The 25080-nt window shown below is 55.7% G+C and carries 24 protein-coding genes, 1 tRNA gene and 2 riboswitches; of the genes, 14 read left to right on the top strand and 11 right to left on the bottom strand.

From position 1 onward, the window contains the following. Positions 1-47: 47 nt before the first annotated feature. Positions 48-1100: an Atu2307/SP_0267 family LLM class monooxygenase gene (locus QMQ05_RS02775; RefSeq protein WP_345472822.1), complete on the bottom strand. Its 1053-nt coding sequence runs from the start codon at positions 1098-1100 to the stop codon at positions 48-50. A 201-nt stretch (positions 1101-1301) separates the two neighbouring features. Between QMQ05_RS02775 and QMQ05_RS02780 the strand changes: the two genes are divergently transcribed. Beyond that, positions 1302-2972, top strand: a complete 1671-nt coding sequence (locus QMQ05_RS02780) for a threonine/serine ThrE exporter family protein (protein ID WP_345472824.1) — start codon at positions 1302-1304, stop codon at positions 2970-2972. Here QMQ05_RS02780 and QMQ05_RS02785 read toward each other — a convergent pair. After that, a complete protein-coding gene (locus QMQ05_RS02785; protein WP_345472826.1) occupies positions 2969-3733 on the bottom strand; it encodes a uracil-DNA glycosylase in 765 nt (254 codons plus the stop codon). The genes QMQ05_RS02780 and QMQ05_RS02785 overlap by 4 nt on opposite strands. A gap of 164 nt (positions 3734-3897) precedes the next feature. Between QMQ05_RS02785 and QMQ05_RS02790 the strand changes: the two genes are divergently transcribed. The 3 genes from QMQ05_RS02790 (at position 3898) to groL (ending at position 6781) form a co-directional block, all read left to right on the top strand. After that, entirely contained in the window at positions 3898-4188 is a 291-nt protein-coding gene (locus QMQ05_RS02790; RefSeq protein WP_058255584.1) for a DUF3263 domain-containing protein, read from the top strand. A 42-nt stretch (positions 4189-4230) separates the two neighbouring features. Then, a complete protein-coding gene (locus QMQ05_RS02795; RefSeq protein WP_058255583.1) occupies positions 4231-4848 on the top strand; it encodes a LytR C-terminal domain-containing protein in 618 nt (205 codons plus the stop codon). Positions 4849-5143: 295 nt separating this feature from the next. After that, positions 5144-6781: a chaperonin GroEL gene (gene groL, locus QMQ05_RS02800; RefSeq protein ID WP_058255582.1), complete on the top strand. Its 1638-nt coding sequence runs from the start codon at positions 5144-5146 to the stop codon at positions 6779-6781. A 90-nt stretch (positions 6782-6871) separates the two neighbouring features. Here the strand turns inward: groL and QMQ05_RS02805 are convergent, their stop codons facing one another. The 5 genes from QMQ05_RS02805 to QMQ05_RS02825 all read right to left on the bottom strand — a co-directional run bounded on the left by QMQ05_RS02805 (position 6872) and on the right by QMQ05_RS02825 (position 10776). Continuing rightward, positions 6872-7762 carry a DUF4031 domain-containing protein gene (locus QMQ05_RS02805; RefSeq protein WP_334122785.1) on the bottom strand — a complete coding sequence of 297 codons (891 nt, stop codon included), beginning with the start codon at positions 7760-7762 and terminating at the stop codon, positions 6872-6874. 42 nt (positions 7763-7804) lie between these two features. Further along, positions 7805-8095, bottom strand: coding sequence for a WXG100 family type VII secretion target (locus QMQ05_RS02810; protein ID WP_022874761.1), 291 nt, complete (start codon positions 8093-8095; stop codon positions 7805-7807). 124 nt (positions 8096-8219) lie between these two features. Next, positions 8220-9713, bottom strand: coding sequence for a sensor histidine kinase (locus QMQ05_RS02815; protein WP_345472829.1), 1494 nt, complete (start codon positions 9711-9713; stop codon positions 8220-8222). A 77-nt stretch (positions 9714-9790) separates the two neighbouring features. After that, positions 9791-10498: a response regulator transcription factor gene (locus QMQ05_RS02820; protein ID WP_058255578.1), complete on the bottom strand. Its 708-nt coding sequence runs from the start codon at positions 10496-10498 to the stop codon at positions 9791-9793. Between the two features lie 59 nt (positions 10499-10557). After that, positions 10558-10776 carry a hypothetical protein gene (locus QMQ05_RS02825; protein WP_345472831.1) on the bottom strand — a complete coding sequence of 73 codons (219 nt, stop codon included), beginning with the start codon at positions 10774-10776 and terminating at the stop codon, positions 10558-10560. Positions 10777-11027: 251 nt separating this feature from the next. Between QMQ05_RS02825 and QMQ05_RS02830 the strand changes: the two genes are divergently transcribed. Together QMQ05_RS02830 and QMQ05_RS02835 are read left to right on the top strand one after the other, a co-directional pair. Further along, positions 11028-11411 carry a cold-shock protein gene (locus QMQ05_RS02830; protein WP_058255630.1) on the top strand — a complete coding sequence of 128 codons (384 nt, stop codon included), beginning with the start codon at positions 11028-11030 and terminating at the stop codon, positions 11409-11411. A 3-nt stretch (positions 11412-11414) separates the two neighbouring features. Beyond that, the gene (locus tag QMQ05_RS02835; RefSeq protein ID WP_345472834.1) at positions 11415-12014 is read left to right on the top strand and encodes a DUF3027 domain-containing protein; all 600 of its coding nucleotides are present in this window, start codon (positions 11415-11417) and stop codon (positions 12012-12014) included. An 81-nt stretch (positions 12015-12095) separates the two neighbouring features. On the opposite strand, the gene serC is transcribed toward QMQ05_RS02835, so the two are convergent. Continuing rightward, positions 12096-13217 carry a phosphoserine transaminase gene (serC, locus tag QMQ05_RS02840; protein WP_345472836.1) on the bottom strand — a complete coding sequence of 374 codons (1122 nt, stop codon included), beginning with the start codon at positions 13215-13217 and terminating at the stop codon, positions 12096-12098. A 261-nt stretch (positions 13218-13478) separates the two neighbouring features. On the opposite strand from serC, the gene QMQ05_RS02845 reads away from it, so the two are divergent. The 4 genes from QMQ05_RS02845 (at position 13479) to QMQ05_RS02860 (ending at position 17380) form a co-directional block, all read left to right on the top strand. After that, entirely contained in the window at positions 13479-14177 is a 699-nt protein-coding gene (locus tag QMQ05_RS02845) for a metal-dependent transcriptional regulator (RefSeq protein WP_345472838.1), read from the top strand. Positions 14178-14282: 105 nt separating this feature from the next. Beyond that, positions 14283-14435: riboswitch (cyclic di-AMP (ydaO/yuaA leader) on the top strand. Positions 14436-14439: 4 nt separating this feature from the next. Next, positions 14440-15489, top strand: a complete 1050-nt coding sequence (locus QMQ05_RS02850; RefSeq protein ID WP_345472840.1) for a M23 family metallopeptidase — start codon at positions 14440-14442, stop codon at positions 15487-15489. A 123-nt stretch (positions 15490-15612) separates the two neighbouring features. After that, positions 15613-15783, top strand: a riboswitch (cyclic di-AMP (ydaO/yuaA leader). A gap of 4 nt (positions 15784-15787) precedes the next feature. After that, on the top strand, positions 15788-16654 hold the full coding sequence (locus tag QMQ05_RS02855) for a C40 family peptidase (protein ID WP_345472841.1): 867 nt from the start codon (positions 15788-15790) through the stop codon (positions 16652-16654). A gap of 231 nt (positions 16655-16885) precedes the next feature. After that, complete coding sequence (locus tag QMQ05_RS02860; RefSeq protein WP_345472843.1) at positions 16886-17380, top strand: HNH endonuclease; 495 nt, start codon at positions 16886-16888, stop codon at positions 17378-17380. 41 nt (positions 17381-17421) lie between these two features. Here the strand turns inward: QMQ05_RS02860 and QMQ05_RS02865 are convergent, their stop codons facing one another. Next, a complete protein-coding gene (locus tag QMQ05_RS02865) occupies positions 17422-17832 on the bottom strand; it encodes an NUDIX hydrolase (protein ID WP_345472845.1) in 411 nt (136 codons plus the stop codon). A 186-nt stretch (positions 17833-18018) separates the two neighbouring features. On the opposite strand from QMQ05_RS02865, the gene QMQ05_RS02870 reads away from it, so the two are divergent. Then, positions 18019-19248, top strand: coding sequence for an ROK family transcriptional regulator (locus QMQ05_RS02870; RefSeq protein WP_345472846.1), 1230 nt, complete (start codon positions 18019-18021; stop codon positions 19246-19248). Positions 19249-19386: 138 nt separating this feature from the next. Here QMQ05_RS02870 and QMQ05_RS02875 read toward each other — a convergent pair. Together QMQ05_RS02875 and QMQ05_RS02880 are read right to left on the bottom strand one after the other, a co-directional pair. Continuing rightward, positions 19387-19460, bottom strand: a tRNA-Arg gene (locus tag QMQ05_RS02875). Between the two features lie 65 nt (positions 19461-19525). Next, entirely contained in the window at positions 19526-20053 is a 528-nt protein-coding gene (locus tag QMQ05_RS02880) for a hypothetical protein (protein WP_345472848.1), read from the bottom strand. 218 nt (positions 20054-20271) lie between these two features. Here QMQ05_RS02880 and pcrA point away from each other — a divergent pair, with 218 nt between their 5' ends. The 3 genes from pcrA (at position 20272) to sucD (ending at position 24980) form a co-directional block, all read left to right on the top strand. Further along, entirely contained in the window at positions 20272-22647 is a 2376-nt protein-coding gene (gene pcrA / locus QMQ05_RS02885) for a DNA helicase PcrA (RefSeq protein ID WP_345472850.1), read from the top strand. Between the two features lie 241 nt (positions 22648-22888). Continuing rightward, the gene (gene sucC, locus QMQ05_RS02890) at positions 22889-24061 is read left to right on the top strand and encodes an ADP-forming succinate--CoA ligase subunit beta (protein WP_345472852.1); all 1173 of its coding nucleotides are present in this window, start codon (positions 22889-22891) and stop codon (positions 24059-24061) included. Positions 24062-24077: 16 nt separating this feature from the next. Then, the gene (sucD, locus tag QMQ05_RS02895; RefSeq protein WP_058255566.1) at positions 24078-24980 is read left to right on the top strand and encodes a succinate--CoA ligase subunit alpha; all 903 of its coding nucleotides are present in this window, start codon (positions 24078-24080) and stop codon (positions 24978-24980) included. Positions 24981-25080: the final 100 nt, after the last annotated feature.

Below are 25080 nucleotides of genomic sequence, written 5' to 3' on the forward strand. Positions count from 1 at the left end.
CATCGCTGGTGGCATTTTTGCGTTAATATTCTGCTGTCGTGCGGAGGCTACTTTTGGGCCGTCAGCAACTGATGGACCCGAGGTTTCACTTCTTCTCCAAGCAGCTTGATGGAGTGCATCATGGCCTCATGAGGCAAGGTTCCAGCGGAGTACTTGATGTCGGCTCGTGAGAGTCCCAACTTCTGGGTGACCGAGGCGAGCTTAGCGGCCACGGTCTGTGGGCTTCCGGCCATCATCGCTCCCTCCGGTCCCATCGCTGCCTGCAAACGCATTTTGCTTGCTGATGGCCAACCACGTTCGGCGCCCAGGCGGTTCATGGTTCGTTGGTAGTGGGGCCAGAGAGTTTCTAGCGCTTCTTCATCGCTGTCCGCGACCAAGCCGTGGAAGTGGGCGGCCACTGGCTGCTGTTCGTGGCCGAATTCCTTGAGTGCGCGGTGGTACAAAGACACCAGTCCTTCAAAGCCTGAAGGCTGGCCGCCGATGATCGCCAGGAAGAGGGGCAGACCGTGACGGGCTGCGCGAACGACAGATTGCGGACTGCCACCCACACCTACCCACGTGGTCAGCGGCTGATCTTCTAATAGTGGGTAGACCTGTTGGTTGCGTAAGGCGGCGCGGTGATTGCTGTGCCAGATCACCGGTTCACCGTGACGTAGTTTCGCCAGCAGGTCCAGTTTCTGTTCAAAGAGTTCTTCGTAGTCATCAAGTTCGAATCCGAACAGTGGGAATGATTCAACAAAGGATCCGCGCCCGGCAACGATTTCGGCGCGGCCTCGTGAGATGGCATCTAAGGTCGCGAAGCGCTGATACAGCCGAACCGGGTCATCACTAGAGAGAACGGTGACTGCGGTACCGAGTTTGATCCGTTGCGTGGTGCTTGCCAGTGCAGCCAAGATCATTTCTGGTGCGGAGACGGCATAATCGTCGCGGTGATGTTCGCCGACACCAAAGAAATCCAGATTGGCTGCTTCGGCAGCCTGGCCCTCAGCAATCACATTACGAATCACCTGCGCATGGGAAAGTAGGTTGCCTTCGGCGTCCTGGCTGATGTCGCCAAAAGTCTCGGCGCCGATCTGGGGTAGAAGAGGAATATTACTCATTGAAGATCTCCAATTTGTATGCAAAAGCATCTAAGTTCTCTTCCTTGGAACCACCAACCGCCCGCCAATATTCCGTAGGGCCTCAAATGCCCAAAATGTGTTCGGCGCTACCACGTGATTTACGCCCGTTCACACCATCTTCTAACCCATGGGTTGTATCGTAAATTGCATGGGAAAACATTGGTTGAGGGGGCAAGATTAGTGGCGCATCGATCTGAGGAAGAACACGGTGCAATGTCACCGCAGATCGGCGAAGACCCGGCGCCATCCGCAGGCGTACTGCCGCGCATTTCTACTAGTGAAATCAACATGGGCTTCCACCCGGAAGACCCCGTTGAAGAGCCACCGATGGCATCTGAGCTGCCGCTGAACACCGCGGTCAGTGCCAACGTCGCGGCGGCCGACGCCTCCGATATTGAGTGGCGTACCGGCCAGGTTCACACCACCGACGACGGTATCACCCTGATGCCAACCCGTGCCAACCCAGTGGCACGTTCACTGCTGGCAAAAATGTGGATCTCGGACACCCCTCCGACGCAGGCCTTGAACATCGTTGAGCGACTGCAAGGTACCCCGTACGCCAATCCCAAGGTCAACGATCAACAGGACGCGTCATCGCGACGCACCATGGAATTCGCCTTGGACTTAGGCGAGACCTTGATCCGTTATGGCGCCGGTGCGTTGGAAGTAGAAACCAGCATTATCGCGGTAACCGCTGCCCTGGGTCTAAGTCACCTCGATGTGGACATCACCAACCAGTCGCTGCATTTGAACTACAGCCCACCTGATGCCGAAAGCTACTCGGTATTGCGCGTGGTGCGTTCCTATACCTCCAACTACGCGGGGCTTGTACTCGTACACGAACTGGTGTCGGACATCATCGCCGGTGGAGTCTCACGTACGGCCTCGGCGAAGCGCTTGAAGGAAATTACGCGCCGTCCAAAACCCTTCCCGCGCTGGGTGGTCGCGAGTGGACGAGCCCTGTTCGCAGCAGCCTTTGTTCTCTTTATTGGCGGTTCTTGGGCCGGAGCACTGGTGGCCATGTTCTCATCGAGCCTGGTGACGCAGATTGGTCGCTATGGTTCGCGGTGGCGGGTGCCAGAATTCTTCACCATTGCCGCCTCAACGCTGGTGATTACCGGGATTGCGCTGCTGGGGCATCAATTTCATGCTCCATTGGATCCGGCGCTCGTGGTTTCTGGCGGTATCTTGCTCCTGCTACCTTCAGGCCGATTCGTTTCAGCCTTGCAAGATGCGATCAACGGGTTCCCGGTGACTGCGGTGGGACGATTGTTTTCCGCGAGCCTGATCTATGGTGCGATCCTGAGTGGAATTGCCGCCGCGTTGGTCATCTCTGATGTGCTCGGTGGTGAGGAAGTTGATGTGCATCAGATCGTGACCACGCAGTATCCAGCATGGTTGTTGGTAGTTTTGGTTGCTGTTGCCATCATCGCCGGTGCGGTAAGCGAGCAGAGTTCGGTTCGCCTGTTGCTGCCCACCGCCGGAATTGCCGTGGGTGGATACCTGATCATGTTGCTGGCGCAAAACTTGGGTCTCGGAGAACGAGCCTTGCCCGCGCTCGTTGCCACCATCATCGGCTTTGCCGCTCGTTTTGCCGCGGACAAACTGCATTCACCGCAGTTGGTTTTGGCAGCACCAGCAGTGATGTTCCTGCTTCCAGGTCTGATGATCTTCCGCGCCATGTACGGCATCGTTATCAACGTTGATGATATGTCCACCGGTCTTGTTGAGATGTTTAACGCGATGGCAATTATGCTTTCCATCGCCGGCGGTGTTGTCTTCGGCGAAACGTTGTGCCGCCCGCTGACCTCCAACGCACGTCGAGAACGGCGTCGGATTCGTCGCCGCTAGGCCAACGGTAATGACCAATCAATCGGCTCCTGTCCACTGACGGATAGCAGCCGATTGCTTTCGGAAAAGGGTTTTGAACCGAAGAATCCACGCGAGGCTGACAGCGGTGATGGGTGGGCGCTGCACAATTGCGGCAGATTATTGAGCGCGGGGGAGAACTTCTGGGCGTGCTTTCCCCACAGAATGGCAACGGGAGGAACTTCGCGTAGGTTTATTGCCTCCAGGACAGCTACAAGTATCGCTTCCCATCCAAGCTTTTGATGAGAGCCGGCTTTTCCTGCAGTTACGGAGAGAGCCTGGTTCAGCAAGAGCACCCCACGTTCTTGCCAAGGGCTCAGGTCAGGATGTGCCGCCGGTACAACGCCCAGATCGGTTTCGAGTTCTTTGTAGATGTTCCTCAGTGAGCGTGGCAGCGGTCGGACCTGAGGATTGGCCGCGAAAGCCAACCCATTGGGATGTCCAGGTGTCGGATAAGGGTCTTGACCGATGATCAGGACCTTGACCTTAGCTAAAGGCAAGGTAAGTGCGCGGAACATCACCTTAGGCTCGGGAAGTAGAACTTCACCCAGGGAAGAGCGCTCGGCAAGTTTGAGGGCAAGCTGACGAAGATTCTGATCTTGCTTTACCAGTGCCGGAACCCAATCCTGTGCGATAAAACCGTGGTCGGCCATGGATTGCGCACCGTGGAAAAATGGAAAGTCCGTTGGCTCATATATGGGGGCAACAGGTGGTGGCGGGGCATCAAACAAGGCGTCTTGCATTTCATCCATAGAAGCAATTGTGCCGTTTTTTGGCGTGCCTGTGCCCGACCACACGACGATAGCTAAACGTATTGGTTAGAATATCGATGGTATGTCTACCAACGGTGGAGTACCTGCATGACCCAAATGCGCAAGAACTGAGCCTAGGACTGAGGTGAGAACGGATGGCTGAGAACGAGTTATTGGTTGATTTTGTGATGAACCCAGATTCGGAACTTGACGAACGTTCACAACAGATCCTGAGCTTAGAAAAATTGTGGTGGAAGTATGCCGGAGCCAAGGAACAAGCGATCAGCAAGCAGTTCTCTATGTCGCCAACCAACTATTATCAGTTGCTGAACCAACTGATTGAGACGGATGCGGCCATGGCCTACGACCCGATGCTGGTTAAGCGACTGCGCAGAACACGTTCAACAAAACGTCGTGTGGGCGGTAAGGTCGGCTCGGGACGATAACCCAGCCTGCCGTGACCAGTCAGACCTCGAGCAAGGACAAGAATGACCAACTACCCGCGTGACGAATTTGATCGCGTACCGGAGTTCAACACCCGTGTGGGTTCACACCACGCGCACGGATGGGCGCAGTCCGCGGCCTCAAAGTCGACCGGCGGCAAACTGCTGTGGGTAGTGCTGACCGCCGTGATCGTGCTGGTCATCGGTGCAGCGTCCTTCATCTTTGGTCCCCAGCTTAAAGAAAGCCTTGCAGGATCGAGCACTAATGAGAGTACTCAGTCCCAAGAAGCATCGCCGAGTGAATCGGTCGAAAGCTCGCTGGAAGCATCACCGAGTGAGTCAGCATCCCCGTCAAGCACGATTGATGACGCCGAGGTTCTCTTTGGTCAAAAGATCGGTGTTTACAACGGTGCCAGTGTTGCCGGAGTCGCTAGTGCTGGTGAAGAAGCGATGACCGAAGCTGGATTCACCAACATTGTTGCCGATAACTGGACTAAGCCAGCGGGCGTTTCCGCCGTGTACTACACCTCGGAGGCCTACCGCGTTACTGCCGAAAAAGCAGCTGAGGTCCTTAATATCGAAGAAGTTCTGCAGACCAGTAACATCCCTAACCGAGTCACCGTGGTGTTGGGCACCGATGACCCGCTGGGCCTGAACGAATAATTCGTTCATAATTCGCTTCGCTCTGAGCCGATCGGCTTGCACTCGCCATGCGAGAGTGCCAATATTTGTATTAGCACTCTTACGCAGCGACTGCTAACGCCGGTCGGCCTTTGCGTTCCCTAGGGAACAAAATGGTCCCGGATAGCTCGCTGGCGGATGGAGCGTGGAAAATACCTCAGATAGCGAGAGCTGAAACGGTTGCTGGCCCGATGCCGCTCCGGAGCACTCGTCCGTCGCGGGCGCTGTCTGTCGGTTGCATTTTCGCAAAATCGTCCCGAAAGGACCGTAAGCCACTATGGCCAAGATGATTGCATTTGACGAGGAAGCACGCCGCGGACTCGAGCGCGGACTAAACACCCTCGCTGACGCGGTAAAGGTGACCCTAGGCCCACGCGGCCGCAACGTCGTTCTGGAGAAGAAGTGGGGCGCTCCTACTATCACCAACGACGGTGTGTCCATCGCTAAGGAAATCGATCTCGAAGATCCTTACGAGAAGATCGGCGCAGAGCTGGTCAAGGAAGTTGCTAAGAAGACTGACGACGTTGCCGGTGACGGTACCACCACCGCAACCGTGCTCGCACAGGCACTGGTCAAGGAAGGTCTGCGCAACGTTGCTGCAGGCGCCGACCCAATCGCACTGCGCCGCGGTATCGACAAGGCTGTAGAAGCCGTCACCGCAGAACTGTTCGACGCTGCTAAGAAGATCGAATCCAAGGAGCAGATTGCTGCTACCGCTTCGATCTCCGCAGGCGACAAGGAAATCGGTGGCCTGATCGCTGAAGCTCTCGACAAGGTCGGCGAGCAGGGCGTTATCACCGTTGAAGAGTCCAACACCTTCGGCCTTGAGCTGGAGCTGGCTGAGGGCATGCGCTTCGACAAGGGCTACATCTCCGCTTACTTCGTCACCGACACCGAGCGCCAGGAAACCGTTCTGGAGGATCCATACATCCTCATCGTGAACTCCAAGATCTCCTCGGTCAAGGACATGGTGACCCTGCTGGAGAAGGTCATGCAGTCGAACAAGTCGCTGCTGATCATCGCCGAAGACGTTGAGGGCGAAGCCCTGGCTACCCTGATCCTGAACAAGATCCGTGGCCTGTTCAAGTCCGTTGCCGTCAAGGCTCCAGGCTTCGGTGACCGTCGCAAGGCTATGCTGACCGACATCGCTATCCTGACCGGTGGCCAGGTTGTTTCCGAGGAAATCGGCCTGTCCCTGGACAACGTAGGCCTCGAAGTTCTGGGTACCGCCCGCAAGGTCGTTATCACCAAGGACGAGACCACCATCGTTGAAGGTGGCGGCGAAGCCGACGCTATCGAAGGTCGCAAGGCTCAGATCGCAGCCGAGATCAAGAACACCGATTCGGACTACGACCGCGAGAAGCTGCAGGAGCGCCACGCAAAGCTCTCCGGTGGTGTCGCTGTGCTCAAGGCCGGCGCTGCTACCGAGGTGGAGCTCAAGGAGCGCAAGCACCGCATCGAAGACGCCGTGCGTAACGCTAAGGCTGCCGTTGAAGAAGGCATCGTCGCCGGTGGTGGCGTTGCACTGATCCAGGCTGGCGCTGCAGCATTTGCCAAGCTTGAGCTGGATGGCGACGAGGCAACCGGTGCGAACATCGTTCGTGTTGGTATCGAAGCACCACTGAAGCAGATCGCACTGAACGCTGGCTTGGAACCAGGCGTTGTTGCCGACAAGGTCAAGGGTCTGGCCGCTGGCCACGGCCTGAACGCTGCCACCGGTGAATACGTTGACCTGCTGGAAGCTGGGGTGAATGACCCAGTGAAGGTGACCCGTTCGGCACTGCAGAACGCTGCGTCGATCGCTGGCCTGTTCTTGACCACCGAAGCTGTTGTTGCAGATAAGCCGGCTCCTGCTGGCGCTGCACCAGCCGGTGGCGATGACATGGGTGGCATGGGCGGAATGGGCGGCTTCTAAGCCCCACCGCTGATCTAGCACAGCACCTAGGCTGATGGCCTGGTACCTTCGGGTACCAGGCCATCAGTAGTTAACGCCGATCTTCGAGAACTAGGGCATCCAGGTACGCAAGTGTTCTAGTTCTCTACTCAGATTGTTCCGGGCAGCTGACTCCCAACGATCTCGCCCCGCCGGCGTGGTGTAAATCGTGTCCTTGGCAAGTAAAGCCGAAAGAATCTTGCTCCGCCCCTGCGCCAAAACAGGCCGCGGAAGATGCGCATACTCCTGATAGATCGCCTCAGCATAACGTTGATAGGCCGGCTCTGGGCGAGCCAAGACTTCCAAATCTGCGTCGCACAAGATCTGCCCTAGATGATCCGTTGCGCTCGGGCTGTGCCCGGCCGTCAACAACACCAGGTCACTGACCGTCCCCACCGCTTTGGCAGAAAGGACCGTGTCTAGCCGTTCCCTGGCCAGTACGGCGGACTTGAACTCATCTTCGCTGGTGCCTTCGTAAACTGCATCATGGAACCATGCCGCCAGCTGTAGCAACATACGCTCTTCAGCACTGAGTTTTTCGCCGAGGAGATCTATCGCTTCAAGAACTGAGAGTAGATGCACCCGATCATGGTAGAAACGGTGCTTCTGAGACCAGAGCTTGAGCAGCTCCTTGCCCAACTGTGGCTCGGTGGGTAAGGTGCGCGCCCACCGGCGACGCAAGATGGTGTCCAGCTTTTCGGGACGATATTTCGCCGGGATGCGCAGCCCCGAGGCTACCAGTGCACGGACCAGCTCACTGCCCGAAACTTCCTTCGCCCCGGCCTGAACTAACTGCTCATAGCGTTCTTGAGGAACATCGTAGTGGTCCTTATCAAAAGCACGAGGAGAAATTTCTTGCTGCGCGGCAAACTGATGCAGTTCTTCAAGGGAAGCATCCGAGACCAAATGGGCGAAGAGGGTGCCGTGGGCCGGCCAACGCGGCGGGTCGATCAGAATACTCATATGCTAAGACTACTGATCAACCTGCCGGTGCACAGTTCTTGGTTAGTACCGAAACAGTGAGGTGTTGACTTGTTCGACTTCTTCGTACTGCATGGAAGCATGATTCAGGGCGCTGGCGATGCTGCTCAGTGCCTCCTCGATTTGCACGTGCGTGGAACGCCATTCGGCGACGATGGACTGGAATGAAGCGGCAGCTGATCCCTGCCAGGTGCTTTGCAACTGGTCAAGATTCATTTGCATTGTCGAAACCTCGTGACGGAGTCGATCAATGGTATTCATGACTGCCTGAGACTTGACCTGCATTTCACCGGTATTAGTGGAGAACGTACTCATGGACCTGGTCCTTTCCTAGATGGCTATATCGAATACTCGATGCCACCACAGTAGAAAGTTGGTTAGGCCTGAAATGAGATCCGGAGACCGGATGTGGATAACACCTCCGCGCGAAGAGCGAAGCTTAGTCTTCGATCTCTGGTTCCGGGCGTTCGACCAATGGCACGTAAGGCAAGGAAATAGACATCGTGGCGCCACCACCGGCGGTATCAGCCAAAGCAACCGAGCCACCATGCTGCTGAACGATAGCTGCAACAATGGCCAGTCCTAGTCCTGAGCCACCAGTTTCTCGTTGGCGCGAACTGTCGGCACGGTAGAAGCGCTCAAAGATTCGTTTGGCGTCTTCGGCGGGGATACCGGGACCGTGATCTCTGATCTCAATGACCGCATCCATCGCCCCGGCAACCAGAGAACGAACCCCGACAGCGATTTCGATGGGAGTGCCTTCAGGGGTATAGCGCAGCGCATTGGTGAGCAGGTTCGCGATGACCTGACGGATTCGCGCGTCATCGCCCACGGTACTTGCTGGGCTGGGCCTCTCGGAGGTGAGCCCCACGAGCTTGACCGTACGATCCGGGGCGCGCACCTTGGTATCTTCCACCGCGTCCTGGCCTAGAACAAGCAGGTCTACCGGTTGCTTCTCCATGGGGCGCTGTTCGTCAAGACGAGCAAGCATGAGTAGGTCTTCTACCAGGCGGGCCATGCGCTTGGATTCAGCTTCAATGCGGCGCATGGCTGAATCCAACGCTTCGGGATCAGTCAGACCCCCATAACGGTAAAACTCGGAGTATCCCTGAATGGTGACCAAAGGGGTGCGCAGCTCATGCGAAGCATCCTGGATGAAACGACGCATCTTGCGTTCTGAGGCCTGCCGATCGTGGAAGGCCTTCTCGATTTGAGCCAACATGGCGTTCAGCGACCTTGATAAGCGGCCAACCTCAGTCTCGGAAGGATAATCCGTCACACGCTGGGAGAGGTCGCCAGCGGCAATCATGGAGGCGGTGCGTTCCACATTGTTCAAGGGTTGTAGCGATCGTCCGGTCAGCGCATAAGCGATCATCGACATCACCAGAGCTGCCAGTAATCCGGTGGAAAGCACCAGCACCGCGGTCTGGCGAACCGTGGTGTCCACGGTATCTAGTGGCAGGGCCAGGAAGAGGTTGAGGTTACTGCTCTCCAGGGGCACCATCATGGTTCGCCAGCCTGAAGAGGTCGGGAAGCTACCGGGAACAGTGGAGGGGACCAGGGGAGTGGTGGCCAACTGTTCGATTTGAGCAGGATTAAGCAACGGTAGGTCAGAAGCGTTGCTGGGGCTGACCCGTGAGCGTGGCATGATGTAGACGATCTTGCCGTCTTCATCACGAATATCAGCGTACGAGCTGTTCAGCCCCAAGAGGGTGGGGTCAAAGTCCCCGGACCCGTCGGTACTGCTGTTGTTATTCAGGGAATTCACGTAGGCCTTGTTCAACCCATAGGCCATCGTGGGCCACGAAGCGTTGAGCTGATCATCGATCTGATTGGTCATCGAGATCTTCAAGGTATGCGATGAACTGAGCGCGGTCGCGAAGATCGCGATGATCATCAGCCCGAGCATGACGGTGACGAGCTTTGTCCTCATGGAGGTACGGCGCCATTTGGCTCGAATCGACTTCATATACAGACTTTACAAGGCCTACTGTGTTCCTTCGTGAATTATTAGCGGCGATCCGGCGTGCGCATAAGGTAACCAACACCGCGCTTGGTCTGGATCAGGGCCGGCCATTCAGGTCGATCCACCTTGCGGCGCAAGTAAGAGATGTAGGACTCGACGATCGAAGCGTCTCCGTTGAAGTCGTACTCCCAAACATGGTCGAGGATCTGTGACTTGGACAGTACGCGGTTGGGGTTCATCATCAGGTAGCGCAGCAGCTTGAACTCGGTAGGGGAGAGGTCAATGATTTCTCCGGCGCGACGCACCTCATGGGCGTCATCATCGAGCTCAAGATCAGCGACGATGATAGTGGCGTTTTCTTCTTCTCCGCTGGCGGTACGACGCAGGACGGCGCGGATGCGTGCCACGACCTCGTCCAGGCTGAATGGTTTGGTGACGTAGTCATCGCCACCGACGGTGAGGCCAGTGACCTTGTCGCTGGTGTCATCACGTGCGGTGAGGAACAGTACCGGGAAGTGACGTCCGGCTGCACGTAGCTTGCGGGTGATGGTGAAACCATCCATGTCCGGAAGCATGACATCGAGTACTGCAAGATCTGGTTCGTCTGCTTCAACGGCGGCTAGGGCCTCGCGTCCGTTGGCAGCTGCAACAACCTCGAAGCCGGCGAAACGCAGCGACGTGGAGAGTAGTTCGCGAATATTTGGTTCGTCATCAACAACGAGAAGTTTTGCTTCAGTGGTTTTTGCACTCATGAACCCCAGTCTGCACAAGAAGTCTGGGAGTCTGCTGAATGATTGCTGATTCGGCTTCTCTAGAGGTTGCGGCGCTTGAGGATGTTACTAATGACGACAACTGCCGCGAGAACGAAGGCAACGGGCAGGCCCCACACGGCAAAAGCCATAATCACCGGCGGAATGGCGATGTGCTGGAAGTAGAGCACGAGGGTGCCGATCAGAGCAAGAGCCGAAATTACGGCAACGATGATGGCCAAACGGGAAATAATTGTTAAGGTTTTTGATGCTGTGCTCACAAGTTCTAGCTTAGCCCCGTGCCACCTTGTGCAGGACGACTTACGGATCCTGAAGCGCAAAGATGAATTCAGTGCATAAGGGATGACATAATCTAGATAGACGACTTGAAACGATTCCGTACGTTGAGTACCCGGCAAGAAGCTAAGAAGAACCCCGGCTGTGACTCCGCGGAATTGTACATATAAATATGCATGGTGCTGAGCAGGCCTCGGCCATGCATTTAGTTACAGAACGAACGAGGTAAATGATCATGCCTAGCGGCAAGGTTAAGTGGTACGAAAAGTCCAAGGGCTTCGGTTTTATTACCGCAGAAGATGGCAAGGAAATCTACGTCAACGCTGCAGCGTTGCCGGAAGGTGTTCATGACTTGCGCCCGGGGACTCGGCTCGAGTTTGGTGTTGCTGAGGGTCGCCGTGGACCCCAGGCGCTGAGTTTGCGTCTCTTGGAGCAGGCGCCATCGGTGGCCCGCGCCAAACGCAAGAAGCCTGAAGCTGAGGCAGTTCTCATTGAAGATCTCATCACGCTACTGGACAACGTTTCTAATAGCCTGCGCAAGGGGCGTTATCCTGAACAGGCATATGGTAAGAAGGTTGCTACCGTGCTTCGTGCGGTAGCCGACGATCTGGACGCATAAATAATGGCCCGTAAACCCAAGTTGGACACCATCCTCGCAGACGCAGTGGACGTGGCGCGCGACGCGCTCGCCGAAATTGCCGGTGCACAAGAAGTCGGCGAGCACCTCGGGGTTTTCGCTGAAGGTGAGCGACTTGTCACCCATCGTTTTGTCTCCCAGAAAAAGGGGTACCAGGGATGGACATGGTTCGCTACTCTTGCGCGGGTACCGCGGGCCAAGGTTAAAGACCTCACTGTTTGTGAAGTCGGTATCGTCGCTGGCGAAGATTCGCTGCTGGCTCCTGCCTGGGTTCCATGGGCTGACCGCCTTGCCAAGGAAGAGATCGAAGCTGCCCAAGCCGAAGAAAATGCTGAATCGGACGGTGCAACCGAAAACGATGATGCACAGGCTGAGGATTCCGCGGTCAATGAAGAACACAATGGTTCTTCAGATGACGCTGCGAAGACTGCGGGCACAGAAACCGAAGAATCGGAAGAAACTGAGCCTGAGGCAGCTACGCATAAATCACCGGCACGTCGTCAGGTTCGACGTCGTCGCACCGCGCAGCGCACCGCAGCCCGTCGTCGGGCAGCGCAACGTAATCGCACGCGCAAGGAAAACTAGCAGTTCAAAATCGTAGAAGTTAGAAAAACGGGCGGGGTTTCGAAGAACATCAGTTCTTCGAAACCCCCCGCTTTTGGTGAGTTAGAGCTGCTCGATCACAAAGTCGATGCACTTGAGCAGTGCTGCAACATCACTTGGATCGATGGCTACGAACGTCGCGATGCGCAACTGGTTGCGTCCCAGCTTGCGGTACGGTTCAACGTCAACCACACCATTGGCACGCAGTGCCTTAGCAATGGCTGCGGCATCTACCGAGTCATCGAAGTCCACCGTGGAAATGACGTTAGAGCGGTGAGCTGGATTCGCAACATAAGGCGAAGCGACAGCTGATGCTTCTGCCCACGCCTGAATGAGACCAGCCGATTCGGCGGTGCGGGCAGCAGCCCACTTCAGGCCACCGTTGGCGTTGATCCACTTGATCTGCGAGTCCAAGCCAACCAGAGTCGTCAGCGATGGAGTGTTGTAAGTCTGGTTCTTCAGCGAGTTATCCAGTGCGGTCTTCAAGTTCAAGAAGTCCGGGATCCAGCGGTCGGTTGCCGCGATTTCCTCAATGCGGGCGATGGCTGCTGGCGAAACGAAGGCCAGCCACAGGCCACCATCGGAAGCGAAGTTCTTCTGTGGAGCGAAGTAGTACACGTCGGTCTCGGCCAGATCCACGTCGAGGCCACCGGCCGCGCTGGTGGCGTCAATGACAATGAGAGCGTCTTCGTTGGCGCCGGCAACACGCTTAATCGGTGCCGCTGCGCCGGTCGAAGTCTCGTTGTGTGGCCATGCGTACAGATCAACGTCGGCTTCTGCTACCGGTTCTGGCACGGTACCTGGCTCGCCAACAATGATCGAGGATGCCTCAAGGAATGGGGCCTTATCGGTAGCCTTGGCAAACTTGGAACCAAACTCACCGAAAGACAGGTGCTGCGCCTTGGAACGAACCAGGCTGAAAGCTGCTGCATCCCAGAACGCGGTGGATCCACCAACGCCCAAAAGAACTTCGTAGCCTTCCGGCGCGTTGAACATTTCTTTCAGTCCGTCTTGAACTGAGGCAACTAGGTTCTTGACCGGTGCTTGGCGGTGGGAAGTACCCAGCAACTTGGAGCCTGCATCGGCGATGGCCTGAACCTGTTCTGCGCGTACCTTGGAAGGTCCTGCGCCGAATCGTCCGTCGGCAGGCAGAAGGTCTTGTGGAATTTGGATGTCCGTGCTCATCGCGCTCCTCTTGTAGCGATAGTTTGAAGTGCCTGACAGGCCACCTATACCCATAAGTCGGAATATTGAAGGATGGCCGTGGCGTTTCAATAGATATCTTCGCAAATAGCGGGGGCTCGTGAGAAAAACGCTACCGTCGGTTACGAAGACAGATGGGCGGGTTACATCCGCTTTCTGTCCGACAAACCAAGTAGAGTGGGGTATCGACGCCACGTATTATTCGAGCGAACTTAACTGTTGTGACTTCCAGGAGCGGCTGCTGTGTCTGATCTTATTGATACAACTGAAATGTATCTGCGTACCATTCTTGAGCTTCAAGAAGAGGAGATCGTGGCCCTGCGCGCGCGAATTGCAGAACGTCTTGGTCACTCCGGGCCCACCGTGTCACAGACAGTTGCTCGCATGGAACGCGATGGTTTAGTCGTTGTTTCTTCCGACCGCCACCTTGCTCTGACCGAAAAAGGTCACGAATTGGCAACGAGCGTCATGCGCAAGCACCGCTTGGCAGAGCGCCTGCTCTCGGACATGATCGGCCTGGATTGGGAATACGTTCATGACGAGGCTTGCCGCTGGGAGCACGTCATGAGTGAACGCGTTGAGCGTCGACTTTATGACTTGCTGGGCAAGCCAACTGTGTCTCCTTACGGCAACCCAATTCCGGGCCTAGAGGTGCTTGGCGGACCTAACGTGGCTGAAATCTCATATGAAGTCGAGAATCTGGACGAGGCATTGCTGGCCGGAAACGATGGCCCGGTGGCAATCGAGCGCCTGGCGGAGCCGATCCAAACTGACCCAATCTTGCTCGGACAACTGAATGAAGGCGGAATTCGCCCCGGCGCAATTGTCACCTTGGAGCGAGCCGATGACTATGTCGTGGTCCGAGTACAGGGTATTGAAGGCGCCTTGGAGCTGCCGGTTGAGGTTAGTGGACACGTATTTGTTCGGGCTCAAAAAAGATAACGAAATTGTAACTTTACCGGATGACCGGTAACGTTGAAGTGTGGTGCCGTCGATCTGACTGGCATCACTCGTCTCCGTCGCGACCGCCTAGTGTTGCCCTGCGCCGGAAATCGGTAACCGAAGTTTATGGGCAACAACGGGGGACCCACTTCTTACGGCGTGAAAGCGTCTCGGGGTGAAGCTCTGCTTAGTGCAGGCCGGTTCATTCTCCAGAACCGAACCCGACAGCTAACTTCGTAGGCGCAACAGTGAGAGGAATGTTTTGGTAGAAACCAAGACTGCGGGACGACGTCGCGCTGCTGATACTGAAGTGGATGCGATCACCGAGATCGCTGCTTCGGCGACTCAGCGTACCAGTGGACGCCGCGCATCACGCGCCGCCGCCACCGTCCCAACTATTGCCCCGGTAAAGCCGGTCAACGCAAACTTTGTGGGTCGACGCTTCGACTCAATGCAGCGCTACGGTGTTGCCCCAACGCAAGCAGATCTGGCACCTAAGACTGCCGACAGTAATGTTGTCGCGTTCCCAAGCGCCATCGAGGTTCAGGCCACTAGCCAAGCTCCGAGCCAGGTAGCGAGCAACGTTGAATTCATCGCCAACGTTAAGTCGAACGCTCGAAAGCCTAGTCGCCTCGGATTTGCGCATAAGGTTGCTGCTGTCGCTGCAGTGTCGGGCCTAGCCTTGGCCGTCGCAGCACCACAGCTATCGGGCAATACCATCGAAGAAGACAAGGCCGTTGCAGCTGCCGCAGAGCGCACCGCTACCTCGGCAGTGGTTGACGTCAAGGCTCCGGGAAATGCAGCAGAACTGTCTGTAGAACGTGCTGCTCTCTCGTCAAAGCTCAACCCACAGGTTAAGAGCGAAGAGAAGTTCTCGGACATCATGACTGCCTCGGGTGGTGACATCACCAGCATTAAGGAAACCGCTGGTTTGCTGTCTGCACCGGTGACCAGCCAACGTATTACTTCTACTTTCGGGCACCGTAAGAATCCAACCGGCGCCGGATACATGATCCACAGTGGCACCGACTACGGCGTTCCAAGCGGAACCAAGGTCTACGCAGCAGCTGACGGTGTTGTTGAAGTCGCCGGCTGGGCCGGACACTCAGGTAACCGCGTCACCCTGGATCACGGAAGTGGACTGGAAACCGGTTACAGCCACAACAGTAAGGTTTTGGTGAAGGTTGGCGACCACGTAAAGCGTGGCGATGTCATCGCGTTATCAGGCACTACTGGTAACTCAACCGGGCCTCACGTGCACTTTGAAGTGATCGTGGATGGTCAATTTAAAGACCCTGCTGGATGGTTGTAACGACGTTCGTCACTATTCCGTGATCAAAACGTGACATTTCAAAAATCATCCTATAGGCTTATATCCGTGCCATGGGAAACCCTGGGCAACTTTGCGTGAGAACCGAGCACTGCCAACACGCAATGAGCAGTTATACACAACTCGTACGGCAGTGGCGGGGGAACCAATATCGGGTCGTTAGCTTTGGCTAATAACCCTAGGGGTGAAGTGGATAGAGAAGGCAACTTCAAATCCACCGAGGTAACTCCACTTCGAACCCGACAGCTTACCTCGTAGGTATCAAGGAGAGGCATTAATAGTGACCAAGAGTCATACCCATGGACGTCGCCGTGCTGACGTTCCACGCACTAACTCGCTAGAAGCGATTTCGCAGGCAGTATCTTCGAACGCAGGTTCGGTAGGACGCCAGGCAGCTGTAGTAGCTGCAGCATCAGGTTTGATCGTTGCTCTGGGTGTACCAGGTCAGGCTTCAGCCCCACGTGATGTTTCGGCCGCTCCGGTTGACACCATCACCCCAGAGCGCGTTGCAGTTAAGTCGGTTAGCGTTGCTGCCGACAAGGACTCTTCCGTAGACATCGAACGCGCAAGCTTTACCGCTCAGGAAAAGCCAAAGCCAGTAGTTGTTGCCGTAGCTGACAGCATCGAGCCAACCACTCGTAGCACCCAGTCGGGCACCTCGACTCAGTCGACCAGCAGCCAGTCGAGCAGCAGCGATTCTTCGGACTCACTTGCTCCAACGACTCGCCAGAACAACGGTAGCCAGCAGACTCAGACTACTACCAAGACTGAGACCAAGACCGAATCCTCGGTTGAGACTTCCAGCCTGTCCGGCATTGCAGCTACCGCTGCAAAGTACGCAGGCGTTCCATACGTTTGGGGCGGCAACACCCCAAGTGGCTGGGATTGCTCCGGCTTCGTCAAGTACGTCTACGCACAACATGGCATCAACATTGCTCGTGGCACCTCGGCCATCCTTGGTTCGGGTCAGTTCAAGCGCACCAGCAACCCTAAGCCAGGCGACTTGGTATTCCAGAACGGTGGCGGCCACGTTGGCATCTACCTAGGCAACGGCCAGATGATCGGTGCTCAGAACCCAAGCGTTGGTACGCTGGTTCACTCCGTATCGCGCAACCCGCTGTACGGTTACTACACCCTAGCTGGCTAAGCTACACAGCTTTTCATAGGCCATCGGACGAATCATTCGTTCGATGGCCTATGTTCGTTTAAACAAGTTAACTGTACGCATCAAAATAGTGAAAAACACTTGATTTCTTTCTCGGATACTCACTAACCAGCCGCATCATCGAATAGGCTAGCGGTTAGAGACACTCCGATCAGAACGCGAGCTCCATCAATGCCAGATGGCAGCTATCGGTTCAAGAAGGTAGTACGACAAATGAGAACATTGGTATTAAACGCAGGATACGAGCCCTTAGCCGTCGTGACTTTTCGACGTGCACTGGTGATGGTGATGGCCGATAAAGCGACCATTGTTCTCCAAGATGATGACTCTCCGGTTCGTAGTTCCCATGGACAGTTACCCAGACCAACTGTCATCGTTTTAAAACGTTATGTACGACGCCCCTACCGCGACATGCTTCATGTCACGCGTAGGGGCGTTTTGCGTCGCGACGCTTATACCTGTGCATACTGCGGAAAATCAGCAAACACCATCGATCATGTAATTCCGCGCAGCAGGGGAGGCAAGAACACCTGGGAGAACCTGGTTGCGGCCTGCCTGCACTGCAATAGCCGAAAAGCTGACAAGATGCTCTCACAGCTAGGCTGGCAGCTTCGCATCACCCCACATCGCCCACGGATGGGAGGCCACCTGGTTTCAGGTCTCCAACATATCGACGCGGCTTGGGATGAGTTCCTGCAAGCAAGCTAGAGCCTTCGTATCAAGCCTAGGCTCACGGCACTAGTCGGCACTCAAGGCTGTGAACGAGCGATAAGCTCGGGCAGCACATATTCACGAAGTAATGGTGCCAAATCCTCACGCTTCATGGCTTCAACCGGTGCGATCCACAGCAGCTCTTCGAGCTCTGCCAGAGGCTCCAACGTGCCATTAAAGTGCGCGGTAAATAGGGAAGCATGGATGGATGTCTCATCCTCATTGGCGGCAGGACCGATCCATTCGCCGTTGAACTTCAGCTCTTCGGGTGAGAACTCAATGCCAAGTTCCTCGTGAATTTCTCGAATAACAGTTTGTAACGGCGATTCCCCGAATTCGGGTTTTCCGCCGGGCTGCATGAATTTTGTGGTCCCACGCTTTCGCACCAAGAGGATTTCTCCTTGGTTGTTGATTAAACATACTGCTGATATCGTCAAATTTTTCTTCACGAAAACACAATATCGCGTGTATCCATGCGTTAGAGATGGTAACGTGCTTAATTGGATCTCCAACGTTTTTAGTTGTACACCGTGAATGGTTGTCTTACTCGCAGTAATCAGATCATCTACACGTGGCTACGAAAATTTTGGAACAGGAAGATCGATCCATCTAATTTACAGAACAATGGAGCAATAATGCGACGGGGTACAAATTTAGGCCGTTTGGGAGACTTCAACCAAGCAGTTATTCTCGAATCAATTCGACGCGCACCTGAAGGCATCAGCCGAGTAGAGCTTGCAGGATCGACCGGTCTGTCTCCGCAGACCATTTCAAATGTCGTTCGACGTTTGTTGGACGATGGGATCGTTCGAGAAGACCGCACGATTGTATCGGGCCCAGGTAAGCCTCGCACCGTTTTGGAGCTTGAAGGCAACCGTCTGGTCTCCATTGGTATCCACCTTGACCCCAGCGTACTGAGCTTCGTCGCAATGAACCTTCGCGGTGAAGTATTGCGCGAACGCCGCATCGAACTTCCTAACTTGGAAGTTGCTACCGAGACCATCCAACTGATGGCCACCACGGTCAAGGAACTCATCGCTGAAATCCGCATTCCAAAGAAGCACATCGTCGGTGTCGGCATTGCGGTACCTGGTCCAGTCAACGTCGAAGATGGCGTAGTTCTGAACCCACCACTGTTGGATGGATGGGCTGATGTTGAACTGGTCAACCCATTGCGCAAGCTATTGCGTTTGCAGGTCATCATCGAAAAGGACACGATTGCTTCAGCCGTTGGGGAGCTGTGGCAGTCCAAGGAAGAGAAGAACAACGACTTCGTCTTCATCTACTGTGGCCATGGCTTTGGCGCAGGTCTTGTCCTGAACAACGACGTACACCACGGCGCCAGCAACAACGCCGGCGAAATTGGACACTACTCCACTGGCCACAAGTCCTTCACCTGTGAAGACTGCGGCGCCGATGACTGCCTGGCAGCAGGTACCTCCTACGAGTACATCTCGGCACAGGCCAAGGAACGCGGACTGGAGCTGCCAACCTACGAAATCGTTGGTCCGGAACAGCGTGCCGAAGGCATGAACCGTCTGTACGAGTTGGCCAACGAAGGCAACAAGGTCGCCAAGGAACTGATCACCGAGACCATGACCATGGTTGGCGAAGTAGCCGGGCAGCTGGCTAACTCGCTGGACGTTCGCGAAGTTGTTTTCGGCGGACCACAGTGGGACAAGGTTCGCGAATTGGTCGAGGGCGAAGTCCGCGAGGCCATCGAACGTCGCTTCGCCCTGCGCGGTGTGCATGAAATTGAGACTCGCACTTCGGAACTTGGCTCGAATGTTGGCGCCATCGGTGGTGCTTGCGTAGTTATGGATGCATCGCTGTCGCCTAAGGCCACCGCGTTGCTGCTGCGCTAAAACACTTAGCCTAAGTCAAATAAGGGTACGTCCATTAAGGACGTACCCTTATGTGTGCCCACGAATGCTAAATAATAAGTAGTGAGATACGAAAAGAGCTTTGCCTCCAGAATACTTCTGGGAGCAAAGCTCTCGTTGTGCCCCTGGCCGGAATCGAACCGACGGCCTACCCTTTAGGAGAGGGTCGCTCTATCCTACTGAGCTACAGAGGCATGGGCGTGAAAACACCAACAACACTATCTTACAAGGGTGCTGAGGGTAAATTTCACCCGGACCACTAGTCAGTGCCCTCACGAATCGCTAGCAACTTACTCTTCAGGCCGCGATTGGCGCGGAAGACACCCAATCCGATAACCAAACCACCGGTTATGAGCAGTAGCGCCCAACGGATGGTAGTCAGAATGGACGCTAACAGAACCGCGCCTGCACTGAGATCGTGGGTAAACAAAGCATCGATGGCAAAGTTCTCCCAAATATCAGTCACCGCAAAACCTATCGGAGCCAACCATGCCAACCAACGGGTTCGACGATTAGGGATCCAACGGATGAAGAGCAACATGGTGAAGACCGCGGTGAACATGGGGAAGAGGAAGCCAGCGGTCTTGTGCAGGTAATTCAGCTGTCCTACGGCATCTGAATCCATCGTGGCACGCAAGGCCTCGATGTCCGCCATGGTGTAGCCAAAGATGCGCTGATCTGGCATAGACAGTGAATCGCTCAGATCCTTCATCTGAACCATGGTCAGCAGATGGTAGTAAGCGAAGAGCGCCAGGCAGACAATCAAACCAACCGATATCAGAATCATTGGATTTGATTTGTTTTCTTGCGGAACTGTTTTTCCTGCCGGGCGACCTGCAGCTGAATCTGATGTTGGGAGTTGCTGCTCCCTAAATTGATTTGGCTTACGATACTCTTTGGATTTCTTGACCTGCTTTGCCATGTAGTCCATTATGCCTGTGCCATGCCCGGTACTTTTCTACAGGCACTGAAAGTGTCCGCAGCCCCACGTAGACTGGCTACATCATGGATTTTCTTTTTGATGATTTTGCCGCCGAAACTACACCACAGGTCATGCCAAGCGCAGAGGATTTGCTGCAGGGGATGAACCCGCAGCAGGAGGAAGCTGTTCGCTATGCCGGCGGACCCTTGCTGATTGTGGCGGGCGCCGGATCAGGAAAAACTCGTGTCCTGACACATCGCATTGCATATCTGTTGGCTACAGGGCGTGCACGTCCACACGAGATCCTTGCCATTACCTTCACCAACAAGGCTGCAGCAGAAATGCGTGAGCGTGCCGGCGAACTGATCGGTGAAGAGCAAGCCAAAAAAATGTGGATCTCCACCTTCCACTCTTCGTGCGTTCGAATCCTGCGTCGCGAGGCTGCGACCATTGGGCTCAAATCGAACTTCTCCATCTATGATTCAACCGATTCACTACGGTTGATTACCTTGGTCGCGAAGTCCTTGGAGATTGATCCTAAGCGATTCACACCCAAGGCCATCGCGAACAAAATCTCTTCGCTGAAGAACGAACTCATCGATGATGAGGACTATGCAGCGACGATCAACACCAACGACCCATTTTCTCGGGCTGTTGCCGAGGTCTACCGCGGATACACCCTAAGGATGCGTTCGGCCAATGCCTTGGACTTTGACGATCTGATCGGTCAGGTTGTCTACATGTTCCGCGCATTCCCACGCGTTGCCGATAATTACCGCCGTCGTTTCCGTCATGTGCTGATTGACGAGTATCAGGATACTAACCACGCTCAGTACTCATTGATTCGTGAGCTGACCGGAATCGAGGGAGACACCGCTCCTGGTGAACTCACCGTGGTGGGTGACTCTGACCAGTCAATTTACGCATTCCGTGGCGCGGATATTCGTAACATCATTGAATTCGAAAAAGACTATCCCAACGCCGCAACGATCAAACTTGAGCAGAACTATCGTTCGACTCAGACGATCCTTTCTGCAGCCAACGAAGTTATCAAACGCAATCCTGACCGCAATGACAAGCGACTATGGACGGCAAGCGGCGACGGTGAACTCATCACCGGGTACGCCGGTGAATCGGAATCCGACGAGGCACGATGGATTGCCGAAGAGATCCTGCGACTGAACGACGAACATGATGTCCGTCCCGGCGATGTAGCAATCTTCTATCGCACTAACGCTCAATCGCGTGCACTAGAAGAACAGCTGATGCGCGTCGACCTAAAATACCGCGTGGTGGGTGGCACTAGGTTCTACGACCGCAAGGAAATCAAGGACGCCTTGGCATACCTCCGCGTGCTGGTGAACCCTGAGGATGACATCAACGTCCGGCGAATCCTCAACGAGCCGAAGCGCGGCATCGGCGACCGCGCCGAGGGAGCTGTTGCAGCACTGGCTGACCGCGAACGTATTTCCTTCATGGAGGCCCTGCGACGGTCCGATGAGGCCCCAGGTCTGGGTACCCGCGGTATCAAGATGACTGCTGCTTTTGTTTCGTTGATCGATGACCTGCAAACGGTCGCCGAAGGCTCGGGACCGGCTGAAGCACTCGAAGCAGTACTTGAACAGACTGGTTACCTGGAGAACCTGCGACTGTCGACGGATCCGCAGGATGAATCTCGGGTCGAGAACCTGGCCGAGTTGGTTGCTGTGGTCCGGGACTTTGTCACTGAGGATCCCGACGGTGGACTCGCCGGCTTCTTGGAGCGAGTTGCGCTGGTGGCTGACGCCGATCAGATTCCTGAAGCGCCCAGCGACGACGAAGGGGCAGCCATGGCAGCCCAAGAAGGCATGGTCACGTTGATGACCTTGCATACAGCTAAGGGGCTGGAATTTCCCGTCGTCTTCCTTACCGGTATGGAACACGGTGTCTTCCCACACCAGCGTTCCATGACCGATGACAAGGAGCTAGCTGAAGAACGACGCCTGGCATATGTTGGTTTGACCCGTGCACGTGAGCGCTTGTACCTGACGCGAGCCGAACAGCGCAGCCTGTGGGGCCAAGCCCAATACAACCCGGCGAGCCAGTTCTTGGAAGAGATTCCCGGGCAGCTCATTGACTGGAAACGCGAAGGTTCTGGCTCTTCGGGCTTCGGATTTGGTAACTCTGCGGTGAATTTCGCCACGAGCAGATATGAGCGTGGAAGCCATTGGGGCGCGGGAACTTCAAGCAGTACGCCGCAACGTGGACTGAACGCCGCACCGGTTTCTAAACAGCGTGTGGTGCAGAACAAGGACATTACCATTCCAAAGGTTGGCCAAACGGTCAAGCATTCGGCCTTTGGCTTGGGAACTGTTATTGCTCTGGAAGGCGCCGGCGACAAGACCGTGGCCAAGGTGCAGTTCCCAGATTCTGAAAAGCGGTTATTGCTCAGATATGCACCGCTTGAGATCGTGGAATAGTCAACCGAAAGCTCGAGTTTTCTTCGTCACATTTACTTGGTTCTCGGCGTAATTTCACAGTTTCTCTACGTGTTGTAAAAGTGGGAACTTTACGAAAGTCGGGATAGTCTGAGAGGTGCGCACGGGCTACGGCGCCTTATGACGTCCGTTTGTTGCGGTGCGCTCTCTTAGGTATGGCATAGATTTCGGTCTATGGCCATGCCGCGAGTCAGCATGAACTTCGAACGAAGGACACAAACCCGTGGACCTGTATGAGTACCAGGCGCGCGATCTATTCGAGGCACACGGCGTTCCCGTGCTTGCCGGTATCGTCGCTTACACCCCGGAAGAAGCCAAGGCCGCAGCTGAGAAGATCGGCGGCGTAGTTGTAGTAAAGGCACAGGTCAAGGTCGGTGGCCGTGGTAAGGCTGGCGGCGTAAAGGTCGCTAAGACCGCTGATGAGGCATTTGAGCACGCATCGGCCATTATCGGTATGGACATCAAGGGCCACACCGTGAACAAGGTCATGATCGCTCAGGGCGCCGACATCGCTGAGGAGTTCTACTTCTCGGTACTGCTGGACCGTGCAAACCGTAACTACCTGGCCATGTGCTCGGTAGAAGGTGGCATGGAGATCGAGGTGCTCGCAGTTGAGCGCCCAGAGGCTCTGGCTAAGGTCGCTGTAGACCCAATCGTCGGCATTGACGCCGCGAAGGCCGCCGAAATCGTTGAGGCAGCAAACTTCCCAGAAGAACTGCGTGCCAAGGTAGCAGAAACCATCCAGAAGCTCTGGGTTGTTTTCAAGGAAGAAGACGCAACCCTCGTTGAGGTCAACCCACTGGTGAAGACCGGCGCCGGCGACATCGTCGCACTGGACGGCAAGGTTTCCCTGGATGACAACGCTTCTGAGGTTCGCCACCCAGCTCACGAAGAGCTGGAAGACAAGGGCGCAGCCGATCCACTGGAATCCAAGGCTAAGGACCTGGGCCTGAACTACGTCAAGCTGGACGGCGAAATCGGCATCATCGGTAACGGTGCTGGCCTGGTTATGTCCACCCTGGACGTTGTTGCCTACGCTGGCGAGAACCACGGCGACGTGAAGCCAGCTAACTTCCTTGACATCGGTGGTGGCGCTTCGGCTGAGGTCATGGCTAACGGCCTTGACGTCATCCTGAACGACCCACAGGTCAAGTCGGTCTTCGTCAACGTCTTCGGTGGTATCACCGCATGTGACGCTGTCGCAAACGGCATCGTTGGCGCGCTGAACACCCTGGGTGACGCAGCGAACAAGCCACTGGTTGTCCGCCTGGACGGCAACAACGTTGAAGAGGGTCGTGCCATCTTGGCCCAGGCCAACCACCCGTTGGTCACCCTGGCAGCAACCATGGATGAGGGCGCCGACAAGGCCGCCGAGCTCGCCAACGCAGCGAAGTAAGAGGGATAAGCGAACAATGAGCATTTACCTGAACAAGGACTCCAAGGTCATCGTCCAGGGCATCACCGGCGGCGAAGGCACCAAGCACACCGCCCTGATGCTCAAGGCTGGCACCAACATTGTTGGCGGCGTCAACGCCCGCAAGGCTGGCACCACCGTCACCCACGGCGACCAGGACATCAAGGTATTCGGCACCGTAGCTGAAGCTAAGGCCGAGACCGGCGCTGACGTATCCATCGTCTTCGTGCCACCAAAGTTCACCAAGGACGCAGTCGTTGAAGCTATCGAGGCTGAAATCGGTCTTGTCGTAGTGATCACCGAAGGTGTTCCAGTACAGGACTCCGCTGAGTTCTGGGCTCTGGCACAGTCGAAGGTTGACGCCGACGGCAACCAGATCACCCGCATCATCGGCCCTAACTGCCCAGGTATCATCACCCCAGGTGAAGCACTGGTCGGCATTACCCCGAACAACATCACCGGCAAGGGCCCAATCGGCTTGGTTTCCAAGTCCGGTACCTTGACCTACCAGATGATGTACGAACTGCGCGATCTGGGCTTCTCCACCGCCATCGGCATCGGCGGTGACCCAGTCATCGGTACCACCCACATCGACGCACTGGCTGCTTTCGAAGCTGACCCAGAGACCAAGGCCATCGTCATGATCGGTGAAATCGGTGGCGACGCTGAAGAGCGCGCAGCTGAATTCATCAAGGCCAACGTTACCAAGCCAGTTGTTGGCTACGTGGCTGGCTTCACCGCTCCTGAGGGTAAGACCATGGGCCACGCAGGCGCCATCGTTTCCGGCTCGGCCGGCACCGCCCAGGCCAAGAAGGAAGCACTGGAAGCAGCTGGCGTGAAGGTCGGCAAGACTCCATCGGAGACCGCAGTACTGCTGCGCGAAGTCTTCGCTGCTCTCTAAGCTCACGCTGAGCGCATAAGTAATACCCCGGGTCTTTGATCCGGGGTATTACTTTATCCACTGCATGGCCGGTCAACCACAGGCAGGGCAGTGGTGCACA

It is taken from the genome of Glutamicibacter sp. B1, from assembly GCF_039602135.1.
Taxonomy (GTDB): domain Bacteria; phylum Actinomycetota; class Actinomycetes; order Actinomycetales; family Micrococcaceae; genus Glutamicibacter; species Glutamicibacter ectropisis.